Source organism: Bradyrhizobium sp. MI1.4 (assembly GCF_055811315.1).
Window position 1 is genome coordinate 45114 of record NZ_JBVVPP010000004.1, and the last position, 19341, is coordinate 64454.

The following is a 19341-nucleotide window of genomic DNA, read 5'->3' on the forward strand; positions in this document are numbered from 1 at the left end:
CGGAGCTTTCGCTCCGGGTTCTTTTTTGCAGGCGGGCCGGGCGCTATTGCTTCGGCTGGCCGAAGTCGAGCGGCGGCAGATCGATCTGGGGAATATCGATCTTGATGCTGTTGGGATCGACGGTGGACTGCACGCCCTTGTAGTGCATCACCATCGACGGGAACATGATCACGAGCAGCACCATGATCATCTGGATGACGACGAACGGCACCGCACCCCAATAGATCTGTCCCGTCGTGACCGGCTCCATGCGTTTGCCGGTGACGCGATCGGTATAACGTTCCTTCGGCGCGACCGAGCGCAAATAGAACAGCGCAAATCCGAACGGCGGATGCATGAACGACGTCTGCATGTTGACGCCCAGGATGACGCCGAACCAGATCAGGTCGATGCCGAGATGCTCGGCAGCCGGCCCGAGCAGCGGGATCACGATGAAGGCGAGTTCGAAGAAGTCGAGGAAGAACGCCAGCACGAAGACGAAGGCGTTGACGAAGATCAGGAAGCCGATCTGGCCGCCGGGCAGGGAGGTCAGCAGGTGCTCGACCCAGACGTGGCCGCTGACGCCGTAGAAGGTGAGCGAGAACACGCGTGCCCCGACCAGGATGAAGACGACGAACGCGGACAGCTTCGCCGTCGATTCGGTAGCCTGACGGATCAGGTCCCAGGTCAGCCGCCGCTTCGCGGCTCCGAGAATGAGGGCGCCGGCTGCACCCATCGCACCGCCTTCGGTGGGCGTCGCGACACCGATGAAGATCGTGCCCAGCACCAGGAAGATCAGGAATAGCGGCGGCACCATTACGAAGGTGGTCTGTTGCGCCATCTTCGAGAGAAAGCGGTAGCCCGTCAGCTTGTCGAGGACCCAGTTCGCGATGGCGACGAAGAACGCGAAGAGGATGCCGAAGAACATGCTGAGCACGACGAAGTCGGCGCCGTGTGTCTCCGAATTCCGCATCATGAACCAGCCGAAGACGCAGCTCGCCAGGAACAGCACGCCGAGCGACTTGAGGCCGCGGTCGCCGCTCTCCTCGCGGAAGCCGATCGCCTCCTTGGGAAGACCAGGCGCCGCCTTCGGGAAAATCATGGTCACGAGGAACGCGTAACCCGCATAGAGGCCGGCGAGCACCAGGCCCGGAATGAACGCGCCCTCGTACATGTCGCCGACCGACTTGCCGAGCTGGTCGGCCATCACGATCAGGACGAGCGACGGCGGAATGATCTGCGCCAGCGTGCCGGAGGCCGCGATGATGCCGGTCGCCACGCGGCGGTCGTAGCCGTAGCGCAGCATGATCGGCAGCGAGATCAGGCCCATCGAGATCACCGAGGCCGCCACGACGCCGGTGGTCGCCGCAAGCAGCGCGCCGACGAACACCACCGCGTAGGCGAGGCCGCCACGGATGGTGCCGAACAACTGGCCGATGGTGTCGAGCAGATCCTCGGCCATGCCGGAGCGCTCGAGCACCAGTCCCATGAAGGTGAAGAAGGGAATGGCGAGCAGCGTGTCGTTGTTCATCACGCCGTAGACGCGCTCCGGCAGGGCCTGGAGAAAGTCCGGGTGAAATTGTCCGAGCTGAACGCCGATGATGGCGAAGAACAGGCCTACGGCGCCGAGCGAAAATGCCGCCGGATAGCCGAGCAGCAGCACGATCACGAGCGTCGCGAACATGATGGGCGCCAGATTGGCGATAATAAACGCGGTCATGACTTCCCCCTAAACCGTCGCCAACGGCTACTTCTTTTCGATCGCTTCGACGAGGTGCTCGACCTCGGCCTCCAGTGCGGACACCTGCGACTCGTGTGGGTCCGGGATCATGCCGCGCATGATCGCGATTCGCTTGATCAGCTCGGAGATGCCTTGAACGAGCAGGAGGGCGAAGCCGATCATGATCAGCGCTTTTGCCGGCCATTGTGGCAGGCCGCCCGCATTGCCGGATTGCTCGTTGATCTGGAGCGAGCGCAGGAAGAACGGTATTCCGGTCACGATCATGACAACGGTCAGCGGGATCAGGAAGAAGATGTGCCCGATGATGTCGATGATGTTGCGAGCCCGTTTCGGCATCATGCTATTGAAGATGTCGATCCGGATGTGCTCGTTGTCGAGCAGCGTCCAGGACGCGCATAGCAGGAACACGATGCTGAAAAGCACCCATTGCAGCTCGAGCCACGAGTTGGAGGACGTGTCCAATGTCTTTCGGATGATCGCATTCAGCGCCGAGATGACGACGGCGAGCAGGATCAGCCAAGCCAGACGCTTGCCCGTCCAACGTGTGAACGCGTCAATTCCATTGCTCAGCTTCAGGAGCGCTTGCAAGATTGGTCCTCCCCGATTTGCCCCGGCCGTCTTGACTGCGCCGAGTGGGCGCGTTGGCTTGTCTCGCCGCGCAGGCATGAGGCTGCCGCACCAAACCAGCGAGCGTGCCGCCAGTCAATCGGAAGTTTGTTGATAGTTAAGGGGAATAAGCCGCGGCCGGCCAGCCGATGTTAGCCGCCGGTGACGCTCATGTGCCTGGAGACGCTGGGGCGGTCGTGGCGGCGGTCGATAATGAAATCGTGGCCCTTGGGCTTCAGCCCAATGGCGCGGTCGATCGCATCCGCAAGCAGCGAATCGTCGTCCGATGCACGCAGAGGTTTGCGCAAATCGGAGGCATCCTCGTGGCCGAGGCAGGTGTGCAACGTTCCCGTGCAAGTGACGCGCACGCGATTGCAGGATTCGCAGAAATTATGGGTCATCGGGGTGATGAAGCCGAGCTTGCCGCCGGTCTCGGCAACGCTGACATAGCGCGCCGGCCCCCCGGTGCTCTCGGCCAGATCGGTCAGCGTGAACTGCTGGGCAAGGCGCGCGCGCACCAGCGACAGCGGCAGATATTGGTCGATTCGTCCCGATCCGATCTCGCCCATCGGCATGACCTCGATCAGCGTCAGCCCCATGCCCTTGCCGTGGGCCCAGCGCATCAGGTCGGGAAGTTCATCCTCGTTGAGGTTCTTCAGCGCCACGGCGTTGATCTTGACCGCGAGGCCCGCGGCGCGTGCCGCTTCGACGCCTTCCAGCACCTTGTCGATCTCGCCCCAGCGGGTGATCTCGCGAAACTTTTGCGGGTCGAGCGTGTCGAGCGAGACGTTGATGCGGCGGACGCCGCAATCGGCGAGCTCGCTGGCATGTTTCGCAAGCTGGGTGCCGTTGGTGGTCAGCGTCAGCTCGCTCAGCGCGCCGCTCTTGAGATGCCGCGACAGCGAGCGCACCAGCGTCATCACGTTACGGCGGACCAGCGGTTCGCCGCCGGTGAGCCGCAGCTTCTTCACACCCTTGGCAATGAAGGCCGAGCAGAGCCGATCGAGTTCCTCCAGCGTCAGCAGGTCCGCCTTGGGCAGGAACGTCATGTCTTCCGACATGCAGTAGAAGCAGCGCAGGTCGCAGCGGTCGGTGACGGAGACGCGCAAATACGAGATGGTCCGTCCGAACGGATCGGTCATCGTGCTCGACAGGGGGCTCGCGGAAAGTCCGTTCATACCAAATGCCTTGTCACTTGCGGCAACGCGAGCAGTTTTGCTTCAGCGGTGTCCTGGAAGCAATCTAAGCATCGAATGCGTCAGAGACAAATGGGGGATGACGGAGGTCAGCGCTTGCCCGCGTTCGGATCGGGGAAAGGCGAGCCCGCAGCCGGTGCGGCAGCAGCCGGGGCGACCGCGGCCGCCGCCGGTTTCGGTTTCTTCGGGCGGTGCGGCTTGCGGACCGGTCTTGGCGGAACGGCCGGCTGGAGCTCCGCGAAAACCGGGTTGGGGTCGGTGGTGATCGAGGCGGGGGTCGTGAAGTCACCGGGATTCCTGATGACGTTCACCGGCACGCTTACTGGCTGGTATTTCGGCAGCGCGAAAGCGACCGTGAAGGGGGCGTCGGGGGCGGGAACCGACACGGAGCAGGGGGTCTTGCAGCCCTGTCCGAGCGAGGTCGTGGCGTCAGCGCCCGGGGGATTGGATTCGAGCCGGACCTGGTCGATCGGCGGGGCCGACTTGAACATGTCCCAGGAAGTCGAAGACATTGAGGAGCAGCCGGCAAGACTTGTCGCCCCGATGACGCTTACTCCAGCTAACGCAAACGAGATGACACGACGCATGGACCATCCACTTTTGCTGCGACGAACCGCCACACTCCACGCGAACTTAGGAGCGTCGTTTCCAGCGAGCAACCGGCGGGCCGCGCATAGTTAGTAGATGGTTAATGCGGGATTCTGCGGAATAATCAAACTATTTCAGCTACTTGAGAGTTTCCTGCGCAGTCATCAGGCTGCTGGCGGCGGCCGGCAGGTCGCGCATGTGATGGATCAGCCGGTCCGGCTTCAGCTCGGCGATCGGCACGTCCGTATAGCCGAAGCTGACCCCGATCACGGGAACTCCGGCGCGCCGGGCCACGCCGACATCGGGTCCGGCATCGCCGACCATGATGCTCGCTTTGACCTCGCCGCCGGCCCGCGCCACCGTTTCCCGGAAAATGGTCGGATCGGGCTTCTGGACGCCAAAAGTGTCAGCGCCGCAGATCGCGGCGAAGCGCCGGCTCAGGTCGAGCTGATCCAGCAGGCGCTTCGACAACCATTCCAGCTTGTTGGTGCAGACCGCGAGACGATGGCCTTGGACCGCAAATTGGTCGAGCGCGGCCTCCAGCCCCTCGAACGGCCTGGATTCGACGGCGATATTGTCGGCGTAATAGGCGATGAAATCGGCCGTCATCCGGTCCATGTCGGCAACCGTGACGCTGCGGCCCTCGGCCTCCAGCCCCCGCTCGATCAGCTTGCGGGCGCCGGCGCCGATCATGTTGCGGGCCGAGGCCATCGGCACGGGCGGCAGCCCTTCGCGGTCGAGCACGTAATTGAGCGCGGTGATCAGGTCGGGCGCCGTATCCACAAGCGTGCCGTCGAGATCGAAGACGATGGTGTGGGAGGGGGTCATGGTCCAGCGCTACCGGCCCGGCCCCGCCCGCGCAAGGGCCGAAGCCATAAGATCACCTTATAAGGTGGGTCCGGAGGCCGGTTCCCCCAGACCCTGTTCTCCGAGGGAAAACGAGGCTACACAGGCCGCCGCGAGCCTATGAGGCAGCACACTCGTAATTCAGGGACGGCGCAACGTGAACATGGACCAGTTGAAGCGGCAGGCAGCGGCGCGCGCCCTCGAGGACGTCCGAGACGGCATGCAGCTCGGGCTTGGGACCGGCTCGACTGCCAAACATTTCGTCGAGCTGCTCGGCGAGCGGGTCCGCGCCGGACTGAAAGTGATCGGCGTGCCGACCTCCGAGGCGACGCGCCTCGATGCGCTGCGATGCGGCGTGCCGCTGACCACGCTGGACGAGATCGACCATCTCGACATCACCGTCGACGGCGCCGACGAGATCGATCCCGAACTCAATCTGATCAAGGGCGGCGGCGGTGCGCTGTTGCGCGAGAAGATCGTCGCGGCCGCCTCGGATCGCATGATCGTGATTGCCGACGACACCAAATGGGTCCCGACACTCGGCCGCTTTCCGCTGCCGGTCGAGGTCATCCCGTTCGGGCTCGGCGCAACGCGACGCGCGATCGAGAAGGCGTTTGCGGAATGCGGCGTTTCCGGGCAGATGGCGGTCCGCAACGGCAAGGACGGCCACGTTTTCGTCACCGATGGCGGCCACTGGATCCTCGATGCCCAGCTCGAAAAGATTGAGGATCCCGCCCGCCTCGCCACGGCGTTGAGCGCGATCCCCGGCGTCGTCGAGCATGGTTTGTTCATCGGCTTGGCCAGCTCGGCTGTCTTGGCGGGTGGCGAGGGAATTCGCGTGATTGAACGGCGAAAGCCGAAAGGAGACTAGGAATGAAGAGCGTTTTGAAATTGTTGCCGGTCGCGACCCTCGCTGTGGGACTGGCCCTCTCGGTCGCCCCGGCCGGGGCCCAGCAGGCGGCTCCGCCGAAATCGTCGCCGACGGCCATCGCGGCCGCCAAGGAGATCCTCGCGATCAAGAACGCCAGTGCGATGTATGCCAACGCCGTGCCCGGCCTGGTCGATAAGACCAGGATCGCGCTGATCCAGCAGAACCTCAACTATCAGAAGGATCTCACCGAGGTCGCCGGGGTCGTCAACCAGCAGCTGGCAGGCCGCGAAAAGGAGATCGGAGAAGGCATGGCGCAGGTCTATGCCAGCGAGTTCACCGAGCAGGAGCTGAAGGATCTCGTCACCTTCTACAAGTCGCCGCTGGGCAAGAAGCTGATCGAAGCCGAGCCGCGCGCGATCGGGCTGAGCATGGCCTTCATGAACTCCTGGGCTCAGAACTTCTCCGAGACCGTGATGGGTGCCTTCCGCGCCGAGATGCGCAAGCGTGGCAAGGAGATCTGACAGTCCCTATCTGATCGGAATCCGGATCATGTTCTGAAAGAGGTCGGAGTGGACAATGGCTGAATTCGACGTCGACCTCTTTGTCATCGGTGGCGGTTCGGGCGGCGTGCGCGCCGCCCGCATCGCGGCCGGCTACGGCGCCCGCGTCATGATCGCGGAAGAGTACCGCATGGGCGGGACCTGCGTGATCCGCGGCTGTGTGCCGAAGAAGCTGTTCGTCATCGGCTCGCATTTCCGCCATGAGATCGAGGACGCCGCCGGCTTTGGCTGGACCGTTCCGTCTGCGACCTTCGACTGGCCGACGCTGATCGCCAACAAGGACAAGGAGATCGCGCGTCTGGAGGCGGCTTACACCGCCAATGTCGAGAAGTCGGGCGCGCAAATCGTCAAGAGCCGCGCGGTGATCGAGGACAAGCACACCGTCCGCCTGCTCGAGAACGACCGGAAGATCACTGCAAAATACATTTTGATCGCCACCGGCGGCGCGCCCAATCACGGCGCTCCGATTCCCGGCATCGAGCACGTGATCTCCTCCAACGAGGCGTTTCACCTGGCCAAGCTGCCGAAGCGGATCGTGATCCAGGGCGGCGGCTACATCGCGCTGGAGTTCGCCGGCATCTTCGCCGGCTTCGGCTCCGACGTCACAGTCATCTATCGCGGCGACAACATTCTTCGCGGCTTCGACGAGGATGTTCGCGCCCATGTCCGCGCCGAGATGGAGAAGCAGGGCATCACCATCCTGACCGGCTGCACGGTGACGAAGGTCGATCGGCACGGCGAGGAATTCACCACGCATCTGTCGAACGGATCGAGCCTTGCCTCCGACCAGGTGATGTTCGCGATCGGCCGCCATCCCGCGGTCGCCAATCTCGGCCTGGAGAAGGCCGGCGTCGCCATCAACCCGCGGAACGGCGGCATCGCGGTCGACCATTTCTCCAAGAGCTCGGTCGACAGCATCTACGCGATCGGCGACGTCACCCATCGCTTCAACCTGACGCCGGTCGCGATCCGCGAGGGCCATGCGTTCGCCGACAGCGTGTTCGGCAAGCGCGAGGTGCAGGTCGATCACGCCAACATCCCGACCGCCGTGTTCTCGCAGCCGGAGGTCGGCACCGTCGGCCTGACCGAGACGGAAGCCCGCGCGCAATTCAGCCATATCGACATTTACAAGACCACGTTCCGGCCCATCAAGGCGACGATGTCGGGCCGCGATACCCGCGTGCTGATGAAGCTCGTCGTCGATGGTTCAACCGACCGTGTGCTCGGCTGTCACATCGTCGGCGATGCCGCAGCCGAGATCACGCAGGCAGTCGCGATTGCGGTGAAGATGAAGGCGACCAAGGCCGATTTCGACGCGACGATCGCGCTGCATCCGACCGCGTCCGAAGAGCTCGTCACCATGCGCACCCCGACCGCCCGCCACGTCCGCCAAGCGGCGGAGTAACTCCGCTCAGCCGTACAGGTATCCGACCGGCTTGCCCTCGGTGCGCAGCGGACGGATGTCCTTCTGCGTGATGATCTGACCGGCGAGGCCGTCGATCTCGTCGCGTTGCGTCGGCGTCCAGCTGCGGAGGTCGTTCATGCCCTTGAGAAGGCCGAGCCGAAGGACCTGCGTGTTCTCACCAACACCGACGAGGCTTGTGGCGTTCTTGCCCGCCGTCACCACATCGCCGGCCGCGAGCTCAAAGGTCTCGCCAGTCTTGTTCCTGAATTCGGCCGTGCCGCGGATCACGCGGTAGATCACGACCTCGCCCTTGGCGAAACATGTGGTGTCCGCCGCTGACGACGTGCTCTTGGACAAGAGCGATTGGCCGCGCGGATCGGTTGCGATGATGTGGCCGGCGACGAGGTGACCGCTCGGAGCCTCGATCCCGATATCGCGCACGTAAACCGGCATGGCCGATTTGATCGGGCTGTCGGTGAGCGGCTTGAACAGCGCATCCAGCGCCAAGGGGTCCTGGAGCCAGAAGCCTGCATCGACCGGGCGATCATGCAGAGAGTGGCTCCATGCCACCCGCGGCGTCTCGGCTTCGTTGATCTGGTCCGGACCGACGATGGTCGGGTTTGGAAACGTCGTCGGGTCAGTGATGAAGGCTTCGAGGAATTTGCCCGAATAGCCCATCGAGATTGGATCCGGCACCACCGTCTGCGGCGTCTTCAGATTCTCTTCGGTCGACAGTCCCGACCAGGTGTAGAACAGCTGTCGGTGCACGATCGCGCTTTGCAGCATCACCGCGCCGGGGCCGACATTATAGAAGCGCCCGTCATAGTCGAACGTGAACGCGCCCGACGTGACCAGCACGAGCTGAAAGCCGCCCGGCGGCAGATGAAGATGGAAGTCGGTAGGGCCGGTGTCGGGCAGATAGATCGGCAGATTGGTCGCGACCTCGTGCAGCAGGAAGGTTTCGTTGTTGGCGTGGAAACCCTCGTTGGCGCGATTGTAGAGGGCCTGCGGCCGGTACGTTGCCTCGAACTTCGCATTCCGGTCGCGATCGATCGCCACGAACTCCTGATCGTTGAGGCGAAGGGGCGCGCCGTCCGGGCGGGTGAGGCCGGTGAATTTGAGATCGCCGGTGGCATGCACGTTCATGGCATTCTCCGATCTGGCCCGCTCACCCTGTCTCGGCGCACGCATCTTGCTGAGAGCAGGGGATCAGGCCTGATGCTGCCTTGCGAATTTTAGGCCAGTCGAGGCGGTGCGCGGCACGCAAGGCTTTGCGACTCGCCGCCACGCGATGAAAAATCGAGGTTGCACTTGAGGTTAGATGACACGCTTGACCAGCCTGCATGGCCATGTTCGCCCAGTCTGCAATCCTGGTGACGAGACGTGTCTTGTCTAATTTGGCGGCATTCTGGCGCGGATGCGCAGCTGCGCCGATCAGGAGAAGTCGGCGGCCGGGTGTCTGAAGCCGTTCATTCGAAAGCTCGACGGACGGTCCGCTCGGGCTTGCCGTACGGGCTGTCAGCCCACTTCGCCATGTCCACTGCACGCGCCTCGATGAGCTCGCACCAGAGGCAGCTGAGCTCCGCGCGCCCTTTGGCCGAGAGCATCGGAATGAGGCCATGGCCACAGCCAGCGCAACATTTGACGTGATTCATCGTTCTCTCCGCGACCTTACGCATTCAGGACCGACATTGTTGCTCGCGAAGCTTGCGCGGGCGCTATGAAGGCGCGGGAACGCCTGCGGCGGGGGTGCTCGTGCCCGAGATCGTCGCGTCTGCGATCCAGCGCGACACGGCGGCGATGTCTTCCGCATTGTCGCGGAAGGCGCGAAGCTGGAATTCGGCCGAGCTGCCGCGTTCGACGATGGTGCGACAGTGTTCGACCTCGGCCATGCAGTTCAGCGCGGCGGCGTCTTCGGCGATGTGCTCGATCACACGGGAGAGCAGCTCGGAGATCTCGACCGGCCCGTCCTTGGAGGCAAAGATGCAATCGGTGCCGTAGCGCTGGGCGCGCCATTTGTTTTCCACCGCAATTGCGCGTTCGACCGCGGTGACCTCTTTCGAGAGATGAGGTCGCAGGTAGAGATAGCGGGTCAGGCAGCGATAGAGCGAGGCAATGGCAACGGCGTCGTCGACGAAGGTGCAGGTATCGGGCGCACGCAGCTCGAGGGTCGGGTGCTTCATCGAGGGGCGCATGGCCCACCAGATGTGACTTTCATCGGGGATGACGCCCGAGCGCTGCAACGCGCCGACATATTCGTCGTAATCCTGCCGGCTCTCGAATAATTCGGGCAGGCCAGTGCGCGGCAGCTCGGAATAGGCGGCGAGCCGATAGCCCTTCAGTCCGGTCTTGTGTGAATTCCAGAACGGGGAGGAGGCCGACAGGGCGATGAACAAGGGCAGATGCGGCAGCATCGCTCGCATCACCGCCATGCGCTTTTCGGGATCGGGCAACTGGACGTGCACGTGCATGCCGCACATCAGGTTGCGCTGGCCGATGCTGCGCAGATCCTCAATCATCTCCTCGTAGCGTGGCTTAGGGCTCGGCTGCGACATGCGCCAGACCGCGGTCGGGTGCGTGCCGCAGGCCATGATCACGAAGCCGTATTGTGCCGCGACGTTTGCGACTTCGCGACGCAGGAAGCGAAGCTCTTCGCGCGCGTCGGCGACGTCGACATGCACGTTGGTGGCGACCTCGAGCTGCGACTGTAACATCTCCCGCATCGCCTGGCCGCCTGTCGACCAATTCGCTGATTCGAATAGCTCATTGGGGGTCTGGATCGCGACCTCCAGGCTGCGGCGATCGGCGAGGAAGTATTCCTCCTCGATACCGAACGAATATTCCGCAGCCTTGCCGCGTCCGCCGGCCGAGCGAATGACGAGGTGCTGCCTGTCCTCGGAGGAATCGAGCCGCAGCAGTTTCAAGACGTCTGACGCCAATGTCATCGTGCCACCCGGCCAACGTATTTACCCGCGGGCGATAATCCTTCTGGCAGGAGCGGGTTCCGCGTCGACCTCACTGGAAATTGCAAGATCGAACGGAACAATTTTCGCGCTCTCGGACGCACGTGCGACCAGCGCGTGATTCGCGGGCACTTCCGTCCAGTCTGTTTCCTTGTCGAACGGCTCGGAGACGACGATGACTTGGCCGCCAGCCTCGCGGAAATAGAGCGTGTTGGCGGCATCGTTGACCGCAACCCGGAAGGCATAGAGATCCCGGCCGTTGGCGATGGCGCTGGTGAAGCGTAGCCGCTCACGAAGCTCGCCTTCGTTGACGAGGCCGACGAGGGCTCGCAGCACGCGATGCGTTGCGCCGAGCGGATCGGCGTCGAGACCCGCGCCCATCATGGCGAGAAACACGGCTTCCGAATCGGTCGTGCCTGTCCGCGAGGGGTAGTAGGCATCGGGGATCAGCGCCTCGACCTTGCGCCGTAGGCGATTCCAGCTGCCGACGAAACCATTGTGCATGAACATCCACTGGCCGCAGGCAAAGGGATGGCAGTTCTGCCGCGTCACTGCCGTGCCGGTGGCGGCGCGCACATGGGCGAAGAACAGGTGCGAGCGCAAATGGCGGCAGAGGTAGCGGAGATTTTCGTCCGACCAAGCGGGGCGTGTTTCACGATAAAGACCAGGCTCCGGATGCTCACCGTACCAGCCGAGACCAAAGCCGTCGCCATTCGAGCCCGCCGTCGACTGGAGCGAGCGGATGCTTTGCGCGATGAGCGAATGCTCGGGCTCGGTGACATAGGGCTCGAAGGACGTGGTCTCGCCCCGGTATGCGATCCAGCGGCACATAGGAATTCCGTCAGGAGATGCTTGCTGAGATGTATCAACGAACCTGACAGGACGATGGTTCCCGACAGCGAGTGTCGGGAACCAAGTGGCTACTAAACCGGAACGGGAATCAATGGCGCAACCTCGCGATCACCAGCGTTCTCGCTCGCTGCGAGACCTTGCGCGACGCCGACACGGTCAGCCTCGGGACGGTTCTGGCTCATCTTGCGCTTGCCTTCGAACCGCACGACGGGAATGCGCACGCCGACGATTCCGCGCAGCTGAGTTGCGATGAAATCTTCGGGGGCATCGGTAACGGCCCACGGCTTTGCACGCGATCCTTCATGCCTATTCGTGAGCCGCGTCACGGCGTCGAGCAGGCGCTCGGGCTCCTGGAAGAATTCGACCGGGCCGTAGGCATGCACCGCGACGTAGTTCCAGGTCGGCACGACCTTTTCGGTTTCCTGCTTGGTCGCGTACCAGGACGGCGTCACATAGGCGTCGGGACCGCTGAAGATCGCCAGCGCATCTCCGATCGGCGGCAGTTTCCATTGCGGGTTGGCTTTCGCCACATGTCCGTACAGCACGCCATGTTCGCCTTCGCTCTCGTCGAGAAGCAGCGGCAGCGGCGTGGCGACGGGGCCTTCGCTGGTGGCCGTGACCAGGCTGGCGAGGCGGGCGCCGCGAATGGTCGCTCGGATGCTCTCGATGTCGTCCTTGAAGGCGGGAGGGATGTACATGTCTATCTCCGGTGTTGCTCTGGAGATAGCCGGAATCTGGCCTGTAAGAAACTGCCAGTTATCGTCTATTTGATCAGTCCAGTTTGGCGACGGCTTGTGCGAGAAGCCTGCAGCCGCGCTCGATCTGTGCCACCTCCAATGCCGAATAGCCCATGACGAGGCCGACCGTCTTCCGCGGTCGGCGAGGTCCGACGAACAGCGCAGAGACGGAATAGATGCCGACGCCCTTTGCATGGGCCGCCTTGATCAACGCGTCCTCTCGCTTCTGCGGCAGGTCGTCGAACCACGCCACGATGTGCAGGCCGGCGGCCGTGCCCTCGATCCGGACGCGGTCCCCGAACCTGCGGCGAAGCGCGTCGAGCAGCGCCCGCTGGCGTTCGGCGTTGCGCCGGCGCACGCGCCTGATGTGGCCGTCATAGGCGCCGCTTTCCAGCATCGACGCGAGAGCGTCCTGTTCGATCAGCGGCGTGTGCCGGTCCATGATCTGCTTGGCGGCGGCGATCAGGGATCGCAGGGCGGAGGGCACCACCAGAAAGCCGATCCGCAAGGTCGGCGAGAGCGTCTTGGAGACGGTGCCGAGATAGATCACATTGCCGCCGCCTTCCAGCGCGTGCAGCGGCGGGATCGGCTTGGTATCGTAGCGATACTCGCTGTCGTAATCGTCCTCGATCACGTAGGCGTCGTTTGCCCTGGCCCAGGCGAGCAATTGGTGCCGGCGGCCGATCGGCATGACGCCGCCGAGCGGATATTGGTGCGACGGCGTGACATAGGCGAGGCGGGCTTCGACGCCATCGAGCCGCGCTGTCTCCAGTCCGTCCACGTCGACGGGAATCGGGATCGCCTCGGCGCCCGTTGCTGCGAAAGTATGCCGCGCCATCTGGTAGCCGGGATCCTCCATCACGAAGCGGTCGCCGGCATCGAGCAGCAGGCGCGCGCAGATGTCGAGGCCCTGCTGCGAGCCGTTGACGACGACGATCTGATCGACCTCGCAGCGGACGCTACGCGACCGCCACAGATAGCCTTGAAGCGCGGTCCGCAGCCGCAGCGCTCCGCAGGGATCGTCATAGGCCAGCCGTTCGGGCTTGCGCGCCATCGCAGCGGTCACGGCCTTTTTCCATGCCAGTACCGGGAAATCCGACGGCGCGAGCTCGCCATAGCGGAAGTTCGCGACGAGCCCGCGCGGCGGCTCAGACCAGCGCGGCGGGTCTTGAAGCAACCGGTTCCCGAAGGCCGACAGCCGCACCTTCCGCGCCGACGGCCGCGACACTACGCGCGTGCGTCCTCGCTCGACGACGGCGCGAGCCACACGCGGTCGCGCGCCATGGCGTGTCTCGATGAAGCCTTCGGCGGCGAGCTGTTCGTAGGCGATCGTGACGGTCGAGCGCGCCACGCCCATCTCACCGGCCAGCGCGCGGGAGGACGGCAGCACCCCGTCGATCCCATACACCCTCGCCAGGATCTGATCTCTCAAAGCCTCGTAGATCTGGCGCGCGCCCATGCGGTCGGGATTGGTCTTCATCTGGATCATCCACATTCCGAACCGGCATTCGCCCGGGCGGACGATGTCGGAATGTGGTTCTAATCCCGTTCGCCGAGAGTTTCGACGTAAGCCTTGCCGTAGGGATGAAAATGCTCCCTGCGGCCCTGGTCCCACAGTGCCCTGAGGCCGGGCGCCGCGATGTCCCAATCCGGCCGGCACTTCATGCCGACTGCCCTGAGGTCCTGGCGGAGCTCTTCGACGGTTGGACGGCCGAAGAACCAGTAGCCGTTGTAGATCTTGTGAATGACGAGGCCGGGCTCGAGCACGATCACGTGCGGAATCATCGGATTATGGACGGGGTCGGTGTATTCGGCGATGTCGAGATCCTTCTGAACGAGGCGCCGCGAATCCGAGAGAAAGGGCCAGTGCGCTCCGACGCCGCTGCGATATTCGCTGGTCTGGGTGATGTTGTCGGTCGTGATCGTGACCATCCGGCAATAGCCCACCTCCATCTCGCGATGGAGTTGCAGCAAGCCTTCGGCCTGGCGACGATCCTTGGGACAAAATCCGCCGCGGCCGAGCACGAGCACCATTGGATCGCCCGCCTGCAGTTCGGAGAGCTTCCGGTGCTTGCCGGTGTGGTCGCTGAGTTCGTAATCCGGGAAGGTTACTCCCGGCATCATGTCAGGTCGCATTGCGCTCTCCCACTTTTACAGATCAACCACGACGTCGTTTCGGGGTCGTGAGCAGCAGATCAGGACATTGCCGTCCGCCGGCGGATCGAGCGGATCCGGCGCACAGTCAACCGTCCCCGCGATCAACCCGCTCTCGCAATTGTGGCAGACGCCGGTCCGGCACGACCAGCGCACGGGGACGTCGCACGCCTCGGCCAATTCCAGCAGGCTGGCATAGGATGGTCCCCAGCGGACATTGAGGCCACTCCGGGCGAACGAAACCATCGGGCCGGGGCCGGGGGCACCGATCGGCGGGTGCGCCCGCTTCTGCGGGGAGGACGCTATGCCGGGCGTCAAGGATGGTCCGGCGCCGAACAATTCGGTGTGGATGCGATCCGGTGCGACGCCCAACGTGGTGAGGCCAGCTTTCAGATCGTTCATGAAACCTGCCGGTCCGCACAGATAGAAATCGCCGTCACGCGGCACGCTCAGGGTCTGGAGCAGGCGTGCGTCGAGATGTCCGGCTGTGTCGAACGCCACATTGAGACGATCGTCCGGGTCAGGCGCGCTGTAGCAGACGTGGCTATGGTGACGAGAGAGCCCACCTAGCAATTCGCGCGCCTCGGCGGCGAACGCATGTTCGCGGCCATTGCGAGCGCCGTGCAGCCACCACACGTCCCGCGTCGTCGCTTCGGCGGCGAGCGCGTGAAGCATTGCGAGCAAAGGGGTGACGCCGATGCCGGCGCTCAACAGGATGACGGGGCGTGCATCTTGCCGGAGCGTGAAACTGCCGCGTGGCGCGCCTAGTTGCACGGCAGCGCCGGCCAGCAGCTCGTCGGCAATGTAACGGCTGGCGGCGCCGTGAACTTCGCGCTTGATGCTGACGCGATAGGACGCGGCATCGGCGCCGCTCGACAGCGAATAGCTGCGTGTCATCGCCTGCGCACCGGAGGGCTCGAGCTTGATGACGACGAATTGACCGGGCAGGGCGGCCGCCACGGGATGTCCGTCGGCGGGTTCGAGGATCAGCGACGTCACGTTGCCCCTTTCGGCGATCTTTCGCGCCACGCGAAAGGAGCGGAATCCGCGCCAGGCCGGAGCTGGGCTCGCCGCCGGCCCAACCCCGGCGTTTCCCGCGGTCTTGTTGTCCTTCTGCTGCTCGAGCAGCGCCTCGAAAGAACGGCGCCAGCCGCGGCTCAGCGCGGGAATCCGCAGCGCGCGCTCCAGGCGTTCGCGCGGATGAGGCGGCAGGTAAAGCAGCGCATTGATCTCGAACACGCTCATGCGCTCGGGTCCCACAGCGATCTGTGTGATCTCGTCACCGGCTTCGACGTCGCCTTCCTCGATCACACGGAAATAGAATCCGGGCCGCCCGTGCCTGACGAGCAGCGCGGCCATGTCCGGCTCGTCCATGCGAATGCCGAGACGGTAGCAGGTGACGCGCGGCTGCGTCACTTCGAACACCGCGGAGCCGATCCTGTAGCGGTCTCCGATGCACACGTTGGTGTCGGCGAGGCCCTCGACCGTAAAGTTCTCGCCGAACTGGCCATGAACGAGGTTCGATCGACCCAGATGCTCCTGCCAGTACCGGTAGGATTCATCCTGATAGACGAATACGGCACGATGTTCGCCGCCATGACCGGCCGTATCGCCCTGGCCGTCGCCATCGATGTTGAGCCGGCGCACCCTGCGCGGGCCTGTGACCTGTGCCTTCCAGATGCCGGTGTGGACGGTCCGACCCTGCCAAGCGACGTCGCGCGGCAGGCCGACATTGACCGAAAGCAGACGTGCCATTGCGTGTTCCCGATCTGGCTGCGCGGTTCTGCCGTCATCATTGCATCGGATGGGGTTTTTGGCTCGTTAGTCGTTGTTAGACGTTGCGAGCAAGCCTTGCCACCGGCGGCCCTGAGGCCAATTTGAAATGCGTAACGTAAACGCAGTCGGTACAACGGGAGATCACGATGGATGATCAGGGCAAGCTGGCCGCGCTCCAGCGCCATTGGGATGCTTCGGATGCGAACGATTTCGAGGCCGAGCACGACATCTATCGCGAGGACGCGGTGCTCGACTATCCGCAGTCCGGCGAGCGCATTCGCGGTCGCAGGAAGATTCAAGAGAGCCGGTTCGTGCAGCCGAACAAGAAGCGCTTCACGGTTCGGCGGATCGTCGGCAGTAACGATCTCTGGGTGAGCGAATTCGTGCTGACCTATGACGGGGTGCCGTCTTACGTAGTGAGCATCATGGAATTCCGCGACGGCCTCGTGGCGCACGAGACTCAATATTTCGGCGACAGGTTCGAGCCGTCGCCCTCGCGGGCGCATCTTGTCGAGCGGGTGGGGTAGGCTGAGTGCTCCGCACTCCGCTGTCATTCCCCCGCGCAGGCGGGGAATCCAGTACGCTGCGGCTTCTCGACAAACTACGGGCGTCTCGGAGTACTGGATCGCCCGCCTGCGCGGGCGATGACAGTAAAAGACATGATCGCAGGTGCGGAGCGCGCAGAACTGCTTAGCCAATGTGGCAACACGGAACCCGATGCGGCGGCTGGTCGCAGTCGCGTCGTCTTGATTCCGACAGCCCCATCTTTATGTGTGAAACGAACAAGAATCCGGGCCCCTCTGGCGAGGAAGTCGACGCTGTCGGCAAAACCTCGTGATGTCGGATGACCTGTCCCGCGCGAATGCGATGGATCGGCCGATCGTCGGGCCTTCTTGAGAGTCTCTCCGACCGAATCGTCCCCATCGCAGCTCCGTGCGGTCTTTCGCAAGATAAGGGAGCAACGATGTCCGACGCCAAGCATTCAAATCCGATCGAAATCGAGATCACCGAGCCGTCCAGCCTGAACGAGCAGGCTGCGGTGGCACTGGTGATCGTCGGCGCGCTGGTTGCCGTCGCCGACCGGCAAGTTTCGCCGGTCGAACGCGACGAGGTCGTCCGGTTCATCCGGGATCGCAAGCTGGCGCCGCATTTCTCGGACGACCGGCTCTACGCGATGTTCGACGAGCTTGCTGAACGACTCGAGGAGCCGGATTTCGCCAATGTGGTGATCGAGAATTTGCGTCCGGTTTCAGACCTGCCGCTGTCGCCTCATTTGATGGAACTTTCGGAGCGCGTCGCGGCCGCAGACGAGGACGTGCATCCCCACGAAGTGCAGGCGATCAAGCTGTTGCGCCTGCTGACGCTGGTGCTGCCGCGCGCAAAGCAGGTGACGCCGGGTGCAGTGCGCGCCGAACACCGCATCGCCGCCGAGGAGTAAGCATGAGCGTAGTTTCGGACGAGGATAAGACAGGGACTGCGGGCGCTAGCGGCCAGATGGCTGGCGGCGACCCGCGCCTCGACAAGCTTGTCCGTCGCCTGCCGCCGCGCATGGGCGACACCGTCACCTATCTGCTCAAGCCATCCAGCCGCTGGGTGAGAATCCCTTCGGGTGCGCTGCTGATTGTCGGCGGCGTGCTCTCCTTCCTGCCGGTGCTCGGCGTCTGGATGCTACCGCTCGGCCTCGCTTTGCTCGCGGAAGACGTGCCCGCGCTGCGCTCCGGGCGCGCCAAGGTTCTGGATTGGGTCGAGCGGAAGAAGCCGCACTGGCTCGATCCGTCCGCACCGAAAAATGACCAATCATGACTGAATTCATCACCACCGAAGCGCTGACCGCGCTGCTTCAGGTCGTCCTGATCGACCTCGTGCTCGCCGGCGACAACGCCGTCGTCATCGGCCTTGCCGCAGCCGGCCTCCCGGCCGAGCAGCGCCGGCGCGCCATCGTCGTCGGCATCATCGCCGCCACCGCCCTGCGCATCGTCTTTGCCGGCGTCGCGACCCAGCTTCTGCAAGTGATCGGGCTATTGCTCGCCGGCGGCGTGCTGCTGCTCTGGGTGTGCTGGAAGATGTGGCGGGAGCTGCGCGAGCAGTCCGCGCATGCGAACGAGCTCGCGTTCAGCCATGGCGGCAGCAGCGCTGCGCCTGCGTCCCGAAAGACCTTCAGGCAGGCGGCGGTGCAGATCGTCGCCGCCGACGTCTCGATGTCGCTCGACAACGTGCTCGCGGTCGCGGGCGCTGCGCGCGAGCATCCCTACATCCTCGCTTTCGGCCTGCTATTGTCGGTCGCGTTGATGGGCGTCGCCGCCGATTTGCTCGGCCGCGTGCTCCAGAAGCAGCGCTGGATCGGCTATGTCGGCCTCGCCATCATCGTTTACGTCGCCTTCGAGATGATCTATCGCGGATCGCTCGAGCTCGCGCCTGTGATCGCGAGTCTCTGAGGCAACGCGCCTGTCCATCATCCGGAGTGATCAATGACGTCCGAACCCAAAGCACCTTCGGCGGATTCCGTGCCGGCGCCGCAAATCGGCCCGTTTGCCCAACTCATCTTTGGCTCGCGCTGGCTGCAGGTCCCGCTTTATGTCGGCCTCATCGTCGCGCAGGCCGTCTATGTGCTGCTGTTCCTGAAGGAGCTCTGGCACCTGGTCGTGCACTCGTTCGACGCCAGCGAGCAGCAGATCATGCTGGTCGTGCTCGGGCTGATCGACGTCGTGATGATCTCGAACCTGCTGGTGATGGTGATCGTCGGCGGTTACGAGACCTTCGTCTCGCGCCTGAACCTCAGCGGTCATCCGGACGAGCCGGAATGGCTCAGCCACGTCAATGCCAGCGTGCTCAAGATCAAGCTTGCGATGGCGATCATCGGCATCTCCTCGATCTCGCTGCTCAGGACCTTCATCGAGGCGGGCAATCTCGGCACGACGCGGAGCAATTTCACCGAGAGCGGCGTGATGTGGCAGGTGCTGATCCACCTGACCTTCATCATCTCCGCGATCGGCATCGCCTGGGTCGACCGCCTCGGCGATAGCGGCCAGCGCAAGGGAGCCGGCCACGGCTGAACGTCAGACCGTCG

At 63.8% G+C, this 19341-nt stretch carries 20 protein-coding genes; 8 read left to right on the forward strand and 12 right to left on the reverse strand.

The features are described 5' to 3' along the window. Positions 1 to 43: 43 nt before the first annotated feature. From AC0L23_RS06160 to AC0L23_RS06180, 5 genes are all read right to left on the reverse strand, one after another. Entirely contained in the window at positions 44 to 1699 is a 1656-nt protein-coding gene (locus tag AC0L23_RS06160; RefSeq protein WP_085352727.1) for a TRAP transporter large permease, read from the reverse strand. Between the two features lie 27 nt (positions 1700 to 1726). Then, positions 1727 to 2308: a TRAP transporter small permease subunit gene (locus AC0L23_RS06165; RefSeq protein ID WP_018459380.1), complete on the reverse strand. Its 582-nt coding sequence runs from the start codon at positions 2306 to 2308 to the stop codon at positions 1727 to 1729. A 170-nt stretch (positions 2309 to 2478) separates the two neighbouring features. Then, positions 2479 to 3504, reverse strand: coding sequence for a GTP 3',8-cyclase MoaA (moaA, locus tag AC0L23_RS06170; protein WP_085352728.1), 1026 nt, complete (start codon positions 3502 to 3504; stop codon positions 2479 to 2481). Between the two features lie 107 nt (positions 3505 to 3611). Next, entirely contained in the window at positions 3612 to 4109 is a 498-nt protein-coding gene (locus AC0L23_RS06175; protein WP_473356795.1) for a hypothetical protein, read from the reverse strand. Between the two features lie 139 nt (positions 4110 to 4248). Further along, complete coding sequence (locus tag AC0L23_RS06180; protein WP_085395850.1) at positions 4249 to 4938, reverse strand: HAD-IA family hydrolase; 690 nt, start codon at positions 4936 to 4938, stop codon at positions 4249 to 4251. 175 nt (positions 4939 to 5113) lie between these two features. Between AC0L23_RS06180 and rpiA the strand changes: the two genes are divergently transcribed. Genes rpiA through gor form a run of 3 tightly spaced genes read left to right on the forward strand, consistent with a single transcriptional unit; the run spans position 5114 to position 7792 of the window. Then, on the forward strand, positions 5114 to 5827 hold the full coding sequence (gene rpiA, locus AC0L23_RS06185; RefSeq protein WP_473356796.1) for a ribose-5-phosphate isomerase RpiA: 714 nt from the start codon (positions 5114 to 5116) through the stop codon (positions 5825 to 5827). A gap of 2 nt (positions 5828 to 5829) precedes the next feature. Next, positions 5830 to 6348 (forward strand): DUF2059 domain-containing protein, encoded by a 519-nt coding sequence (locus AC0L23_RS06190; RefSeq protein ID WP_085352730.1) that lies wholly within the window; start codon positions 5830 to 5832, stop codon positions 6346 to 6348. A gap of 55 nt (positions 6349 to 6403) precedes the next feature. Then, positions 6404 to 7792, forward strand: coding sequence for a glutathione-disulfide reductase (gene gor / locus AC0L23_RS06195; RefSeq protein WP_018459374.1), 1389 nt, complete (start codon positions 6404 to 6406; stop codon positions 7790 to 7792). Positions 7793 to 7798: 6 nt separating this feature from the next. Here gor and AC0L23_RS06200 read toward each other — a convergent pair whose 3' ends face one another. The 7 genes from AC0L23_RS06200 to AC0L23_RS06230 all read right to left on the reverse strand — a co-directional run bounded on the left by AC0L23_RS06200 (position 7799) and on the right by AC0L23_RS06230 (position 16253). Continuing rightward, on the reverse strand, positions 7799 to 8938 hold the full coding sequence (locus AC0L23_RS06200) for a hypothetical protein (protein ID WP_018459373.1): 1140 nt from the start codon (positions 8936 to 8938) through the stop codon (positions 7799 to 7801). A gap of 572 nt (positions 8939 to 9510) precedes the next feature. Further along, positions 9511 to 10737 (reverse strand): carboxylate-amine ligase, encoded by a 1227-nt coding sequence (locus tag AC0L23_RS06205; RefSeq protein ID WP_473356797.1) that lies wholly within the window; start codon positions 10735 to 10737, stop codon positions 9511 to 9513. A gap of 21 nt (positions 10738 to 10758) precedes the next feature. Beyond that, on the reverse strand, positions 10759 to 11586 hold the full coding sequence (locus AC0L23_RS06210) for a class II glutamine amidotransferase (protein ID WP_018459370.1): 828 nt from the start codon (positions 11584 to 11586) through the stop codon (positions 10759 to 10761). Positions 11587 to 11678: 92 nt separating this feature from the next. Continuing rightward, on the reverse strand, positions 11679 to 12305 hold the full coding sequence (locus tag AC0L23_RS06215; protein ID WP_018459369.1) for an FMN-binding negative transcriptional regulator: 627 nt from the start codon (positions 12303 to 12305) through the stop codon (positions 11679 to 11681). 73 nt (positions 12306 to 12378) lie between these two features. Further along, positions 12379 to 13833: a MocR-like pyridoxine biosynthesis transcription factor PdxR gene (gene pdxR / locus AC0L23_RS06220; RefSeq protein WP_473356798.1), complete on the reverse strand. Its 1455-nt coding sequence runs from the start codon at positions 13831 to 13833 to the stop codon at positions 12379 to 12381. Between the two features lie 50 nt (positions 13834 to 13883). Beyond that, complete coding sequence (locus AC0L23_RS06225) at positions 13884 to 14480, reverse strand: redoxin domain-containing protein (protein ID WP_026233787.1); 597 nt, start codon at positions 14478 to 14480, stop codon at positions 13884 to 13886. Positions 14481 to 14495: 15 nt separating this feature from the next. Beyond that, positions 14496 to 16253, reverse strand: a complete 1758-nt coding sequence (locus tag AC0L23_RS06230) for an MOSC domain-containing protein (protein ID WP_473356799.1) — start codon at positions 16251 to 16253, stop codon at positions 14496 to 14498. Between the two features lie 167 nt (positions 16254 to 16420). On the opposite strand from AC0L23_RS06230, the gene AC0L23_RS06235 reads away from it, so the two are divergent. The 5 genes from AC0L23_RS06235 to AC0L23_RS06255 all read left to right on the forward strand — a co-directional run bounded on the left by AC0L23_RS06235 (position 16421) and on the right by AC0L23_RS06255 (position 19327). Beyond that, positions 16421 to 16801 (forward strand): nuclear transport factor 2 family protein, encoded by a 381-nt coding sequence (locus AC0L23_RS06235; protein WP_018459365.1) that lies wholly within the window; start codon positions 16421 to 16423, stop codon positions 16799 to 16801. A gap of 437 nt (positions 16802 to 17238) precedes the next feature. After that, the gene (locus AC0L23_RS06240) at positions 17239 to 17712 is read left to right on the forward strand and encodes a tellurite resistance TerB family protein (RefSeq protein ID WP_473356800.1); all 474 of its coding nucleotides are present in this window, start codon (positions 17239 to 17241) and stop codon (positions 17710 to 17712) included. Between the two features lie 2 nt (positions 17713 to 17714). After that, positions 17715 to 18077: a hypothetical protein gene (locus tag AC0L23_RS06245; protein WP_026233786.1), complete on the forward strand. Its 363-nt coding sequence runs from the start codon at positions 17715 to 17717 to the stop codon at positions 18075 to 18077. Next, the gene (locus AC0L23_RS06250) at positions 18074 to 18709 is read left to right on the forward strand and encodes a TerC family protein (protein WP_085395854.1); all 636 of its coding nucleotides are present in this window, start codon (positions 18074 to 18076) and stop codon (positions 18707 to 18709) included. The genes AC0L23_RS06245 and AC0L23_RS06250 overlap by 4 nt, the downstream gene beginning before the upstream one ends. A gap of 33 nt (positions 18710 to 18742) precedes the next feature. Beyond that, complete coding sequence (locus AC0L23_RS06255) at positions 18743 to 19327, forward strand: TIGR00645 family protein (protein ID WP_018459361.1); 585 nt, start codon at positions 18743 to 18745, stop codon at positions 19325 to 19327. Positions 19328 to 19341: the final 14 nt, after the last annotated feature.

Bases quoted from the DNA above. Each gene is read 5' to 3' on its own strand.
- AC0L23_RS06255 (WP_018459361.1), top strand. From the start codon at position 18,743: ATGACGTCCGAACCCAAAGCACCTTCGGCGGATTCCGTGCCGGCGCCG.
- AC0L23_RS06215 (WP_018459369.1), bottom strand. From the start codon at position 12,305: ATGTACATCCCTCCCGCCTTCAAGGACGACATCGAGAGCATCCGAGCG.
- AC0L23_RS06250 (WP_085395854.1), top strand. From the start codon at position 18,074: ATGACTGAATTCATCACCACCGAAGCGCTGACCGCGCTGCTTCAGGTC.
- pdxR (WP_473356798.1), bottom strand. From the start codon at position 13,833: ATGATCCAGATGAAGACCAATCCCGACCGCATGGGCGCGCGCCAGATC.
- AC0L23_RS06240 (WP_473356800.1), top strand. From the start codon at position 17,239: ATGTCCGACGCCAAGCATTCAAATCCGATCGAAATCGAGATCACCGAG.
- AC0L23_RS06235 (WP_018459365.1), top strand. From the start codon at position 16,421: ATGGATGATCAGGGCAAGCTGGCCGCGCTCCAGCGCCATTGGGATGCT.
- AC0L23_RS06230 (WP_473356799.1), bottom strand. From the start codon at position 16,253: ATGGCACGTCTGCTTTCGGTCAATGTCGGCCTGCCGCGCGACGTCGCT.
- AC0L23_RS06205 (WP_473356797.1), bottom strand. From the start codon at position 10,737: ATGACATTGGCGTCAGACGTCTTGAAACTGCTGCGGCTCGATTCCTCC.
- moaA (WP_085352728.1), bottom strand. From the start codon at position 3,504: ATGAACGGACTTTCCGCGAGCCCCCTGTCGAGCACGATGACCGATCCG.
- AC0L23_RS06190 (WP_085352730.1), top strand. From the start codon at position 5,830: ATGAAGAGCGTTTTGAAATTGTTGCCGGTCGCGACCCTCGCTGTGGGA.
- AC0L23_RS06160 (WP_085352727.1), bottom strand. From the start codon at position 1,699: ATGACCGCGTTTATTATCGCCAATCTGGCGCCCATCATGTTCGCGACG.
- AC0L23_RS06180 (WP_085395850.1), bottom strand. From the start codon at position 4,938: ATGACCCCCTCCCACACCATCGTCTTCGATCTCGACGGCACGCTTGTG.
- AC0L23_RS06175 (WP_473356795.1), bottom strand. From the start codon at position 4,109: ATGCGTCGTGTCATCTCGTTTGCGTTAGCTGGAGTAAGCGTCATCGGG.
- AC0L23_RS06225 (WP_026233787.1), bottom strand. From the start codon at position 14,480: ATGCGACCTGACATGATGCCGGGAGTAACCTTCCCGGATTACGAACTC.
- AC0L23_RS06210 (WP_018459370.1), bottom strand. From the start codon at position 11,586: ATGTGCCGCTGGATCGCATACCGGGGCGAGACCACGTCCTTCGAGCCC.
- AC0L23_RS06245 (WP_026233786.1), top strand. From the start codon at position 17,715: ATGAGCGTAGTTTCGGACGAGGATAAGACAGGGACTGCGGGCGCTAGC.
- AC0L23_RS06200 (WP_018459373.1), bottom strand. From the start codon at position 8,938: ATGAACGTGCATGCCACCGGCGATCTCAAATTCACCGGCCTCACCCGC.
- gor (WP_018459374.1), top strand. From the start codon at position 6,404: ATGGCTGAATTCGACGTCGACCTCTTTGTCATCGGTGGCGGTTCGGGC.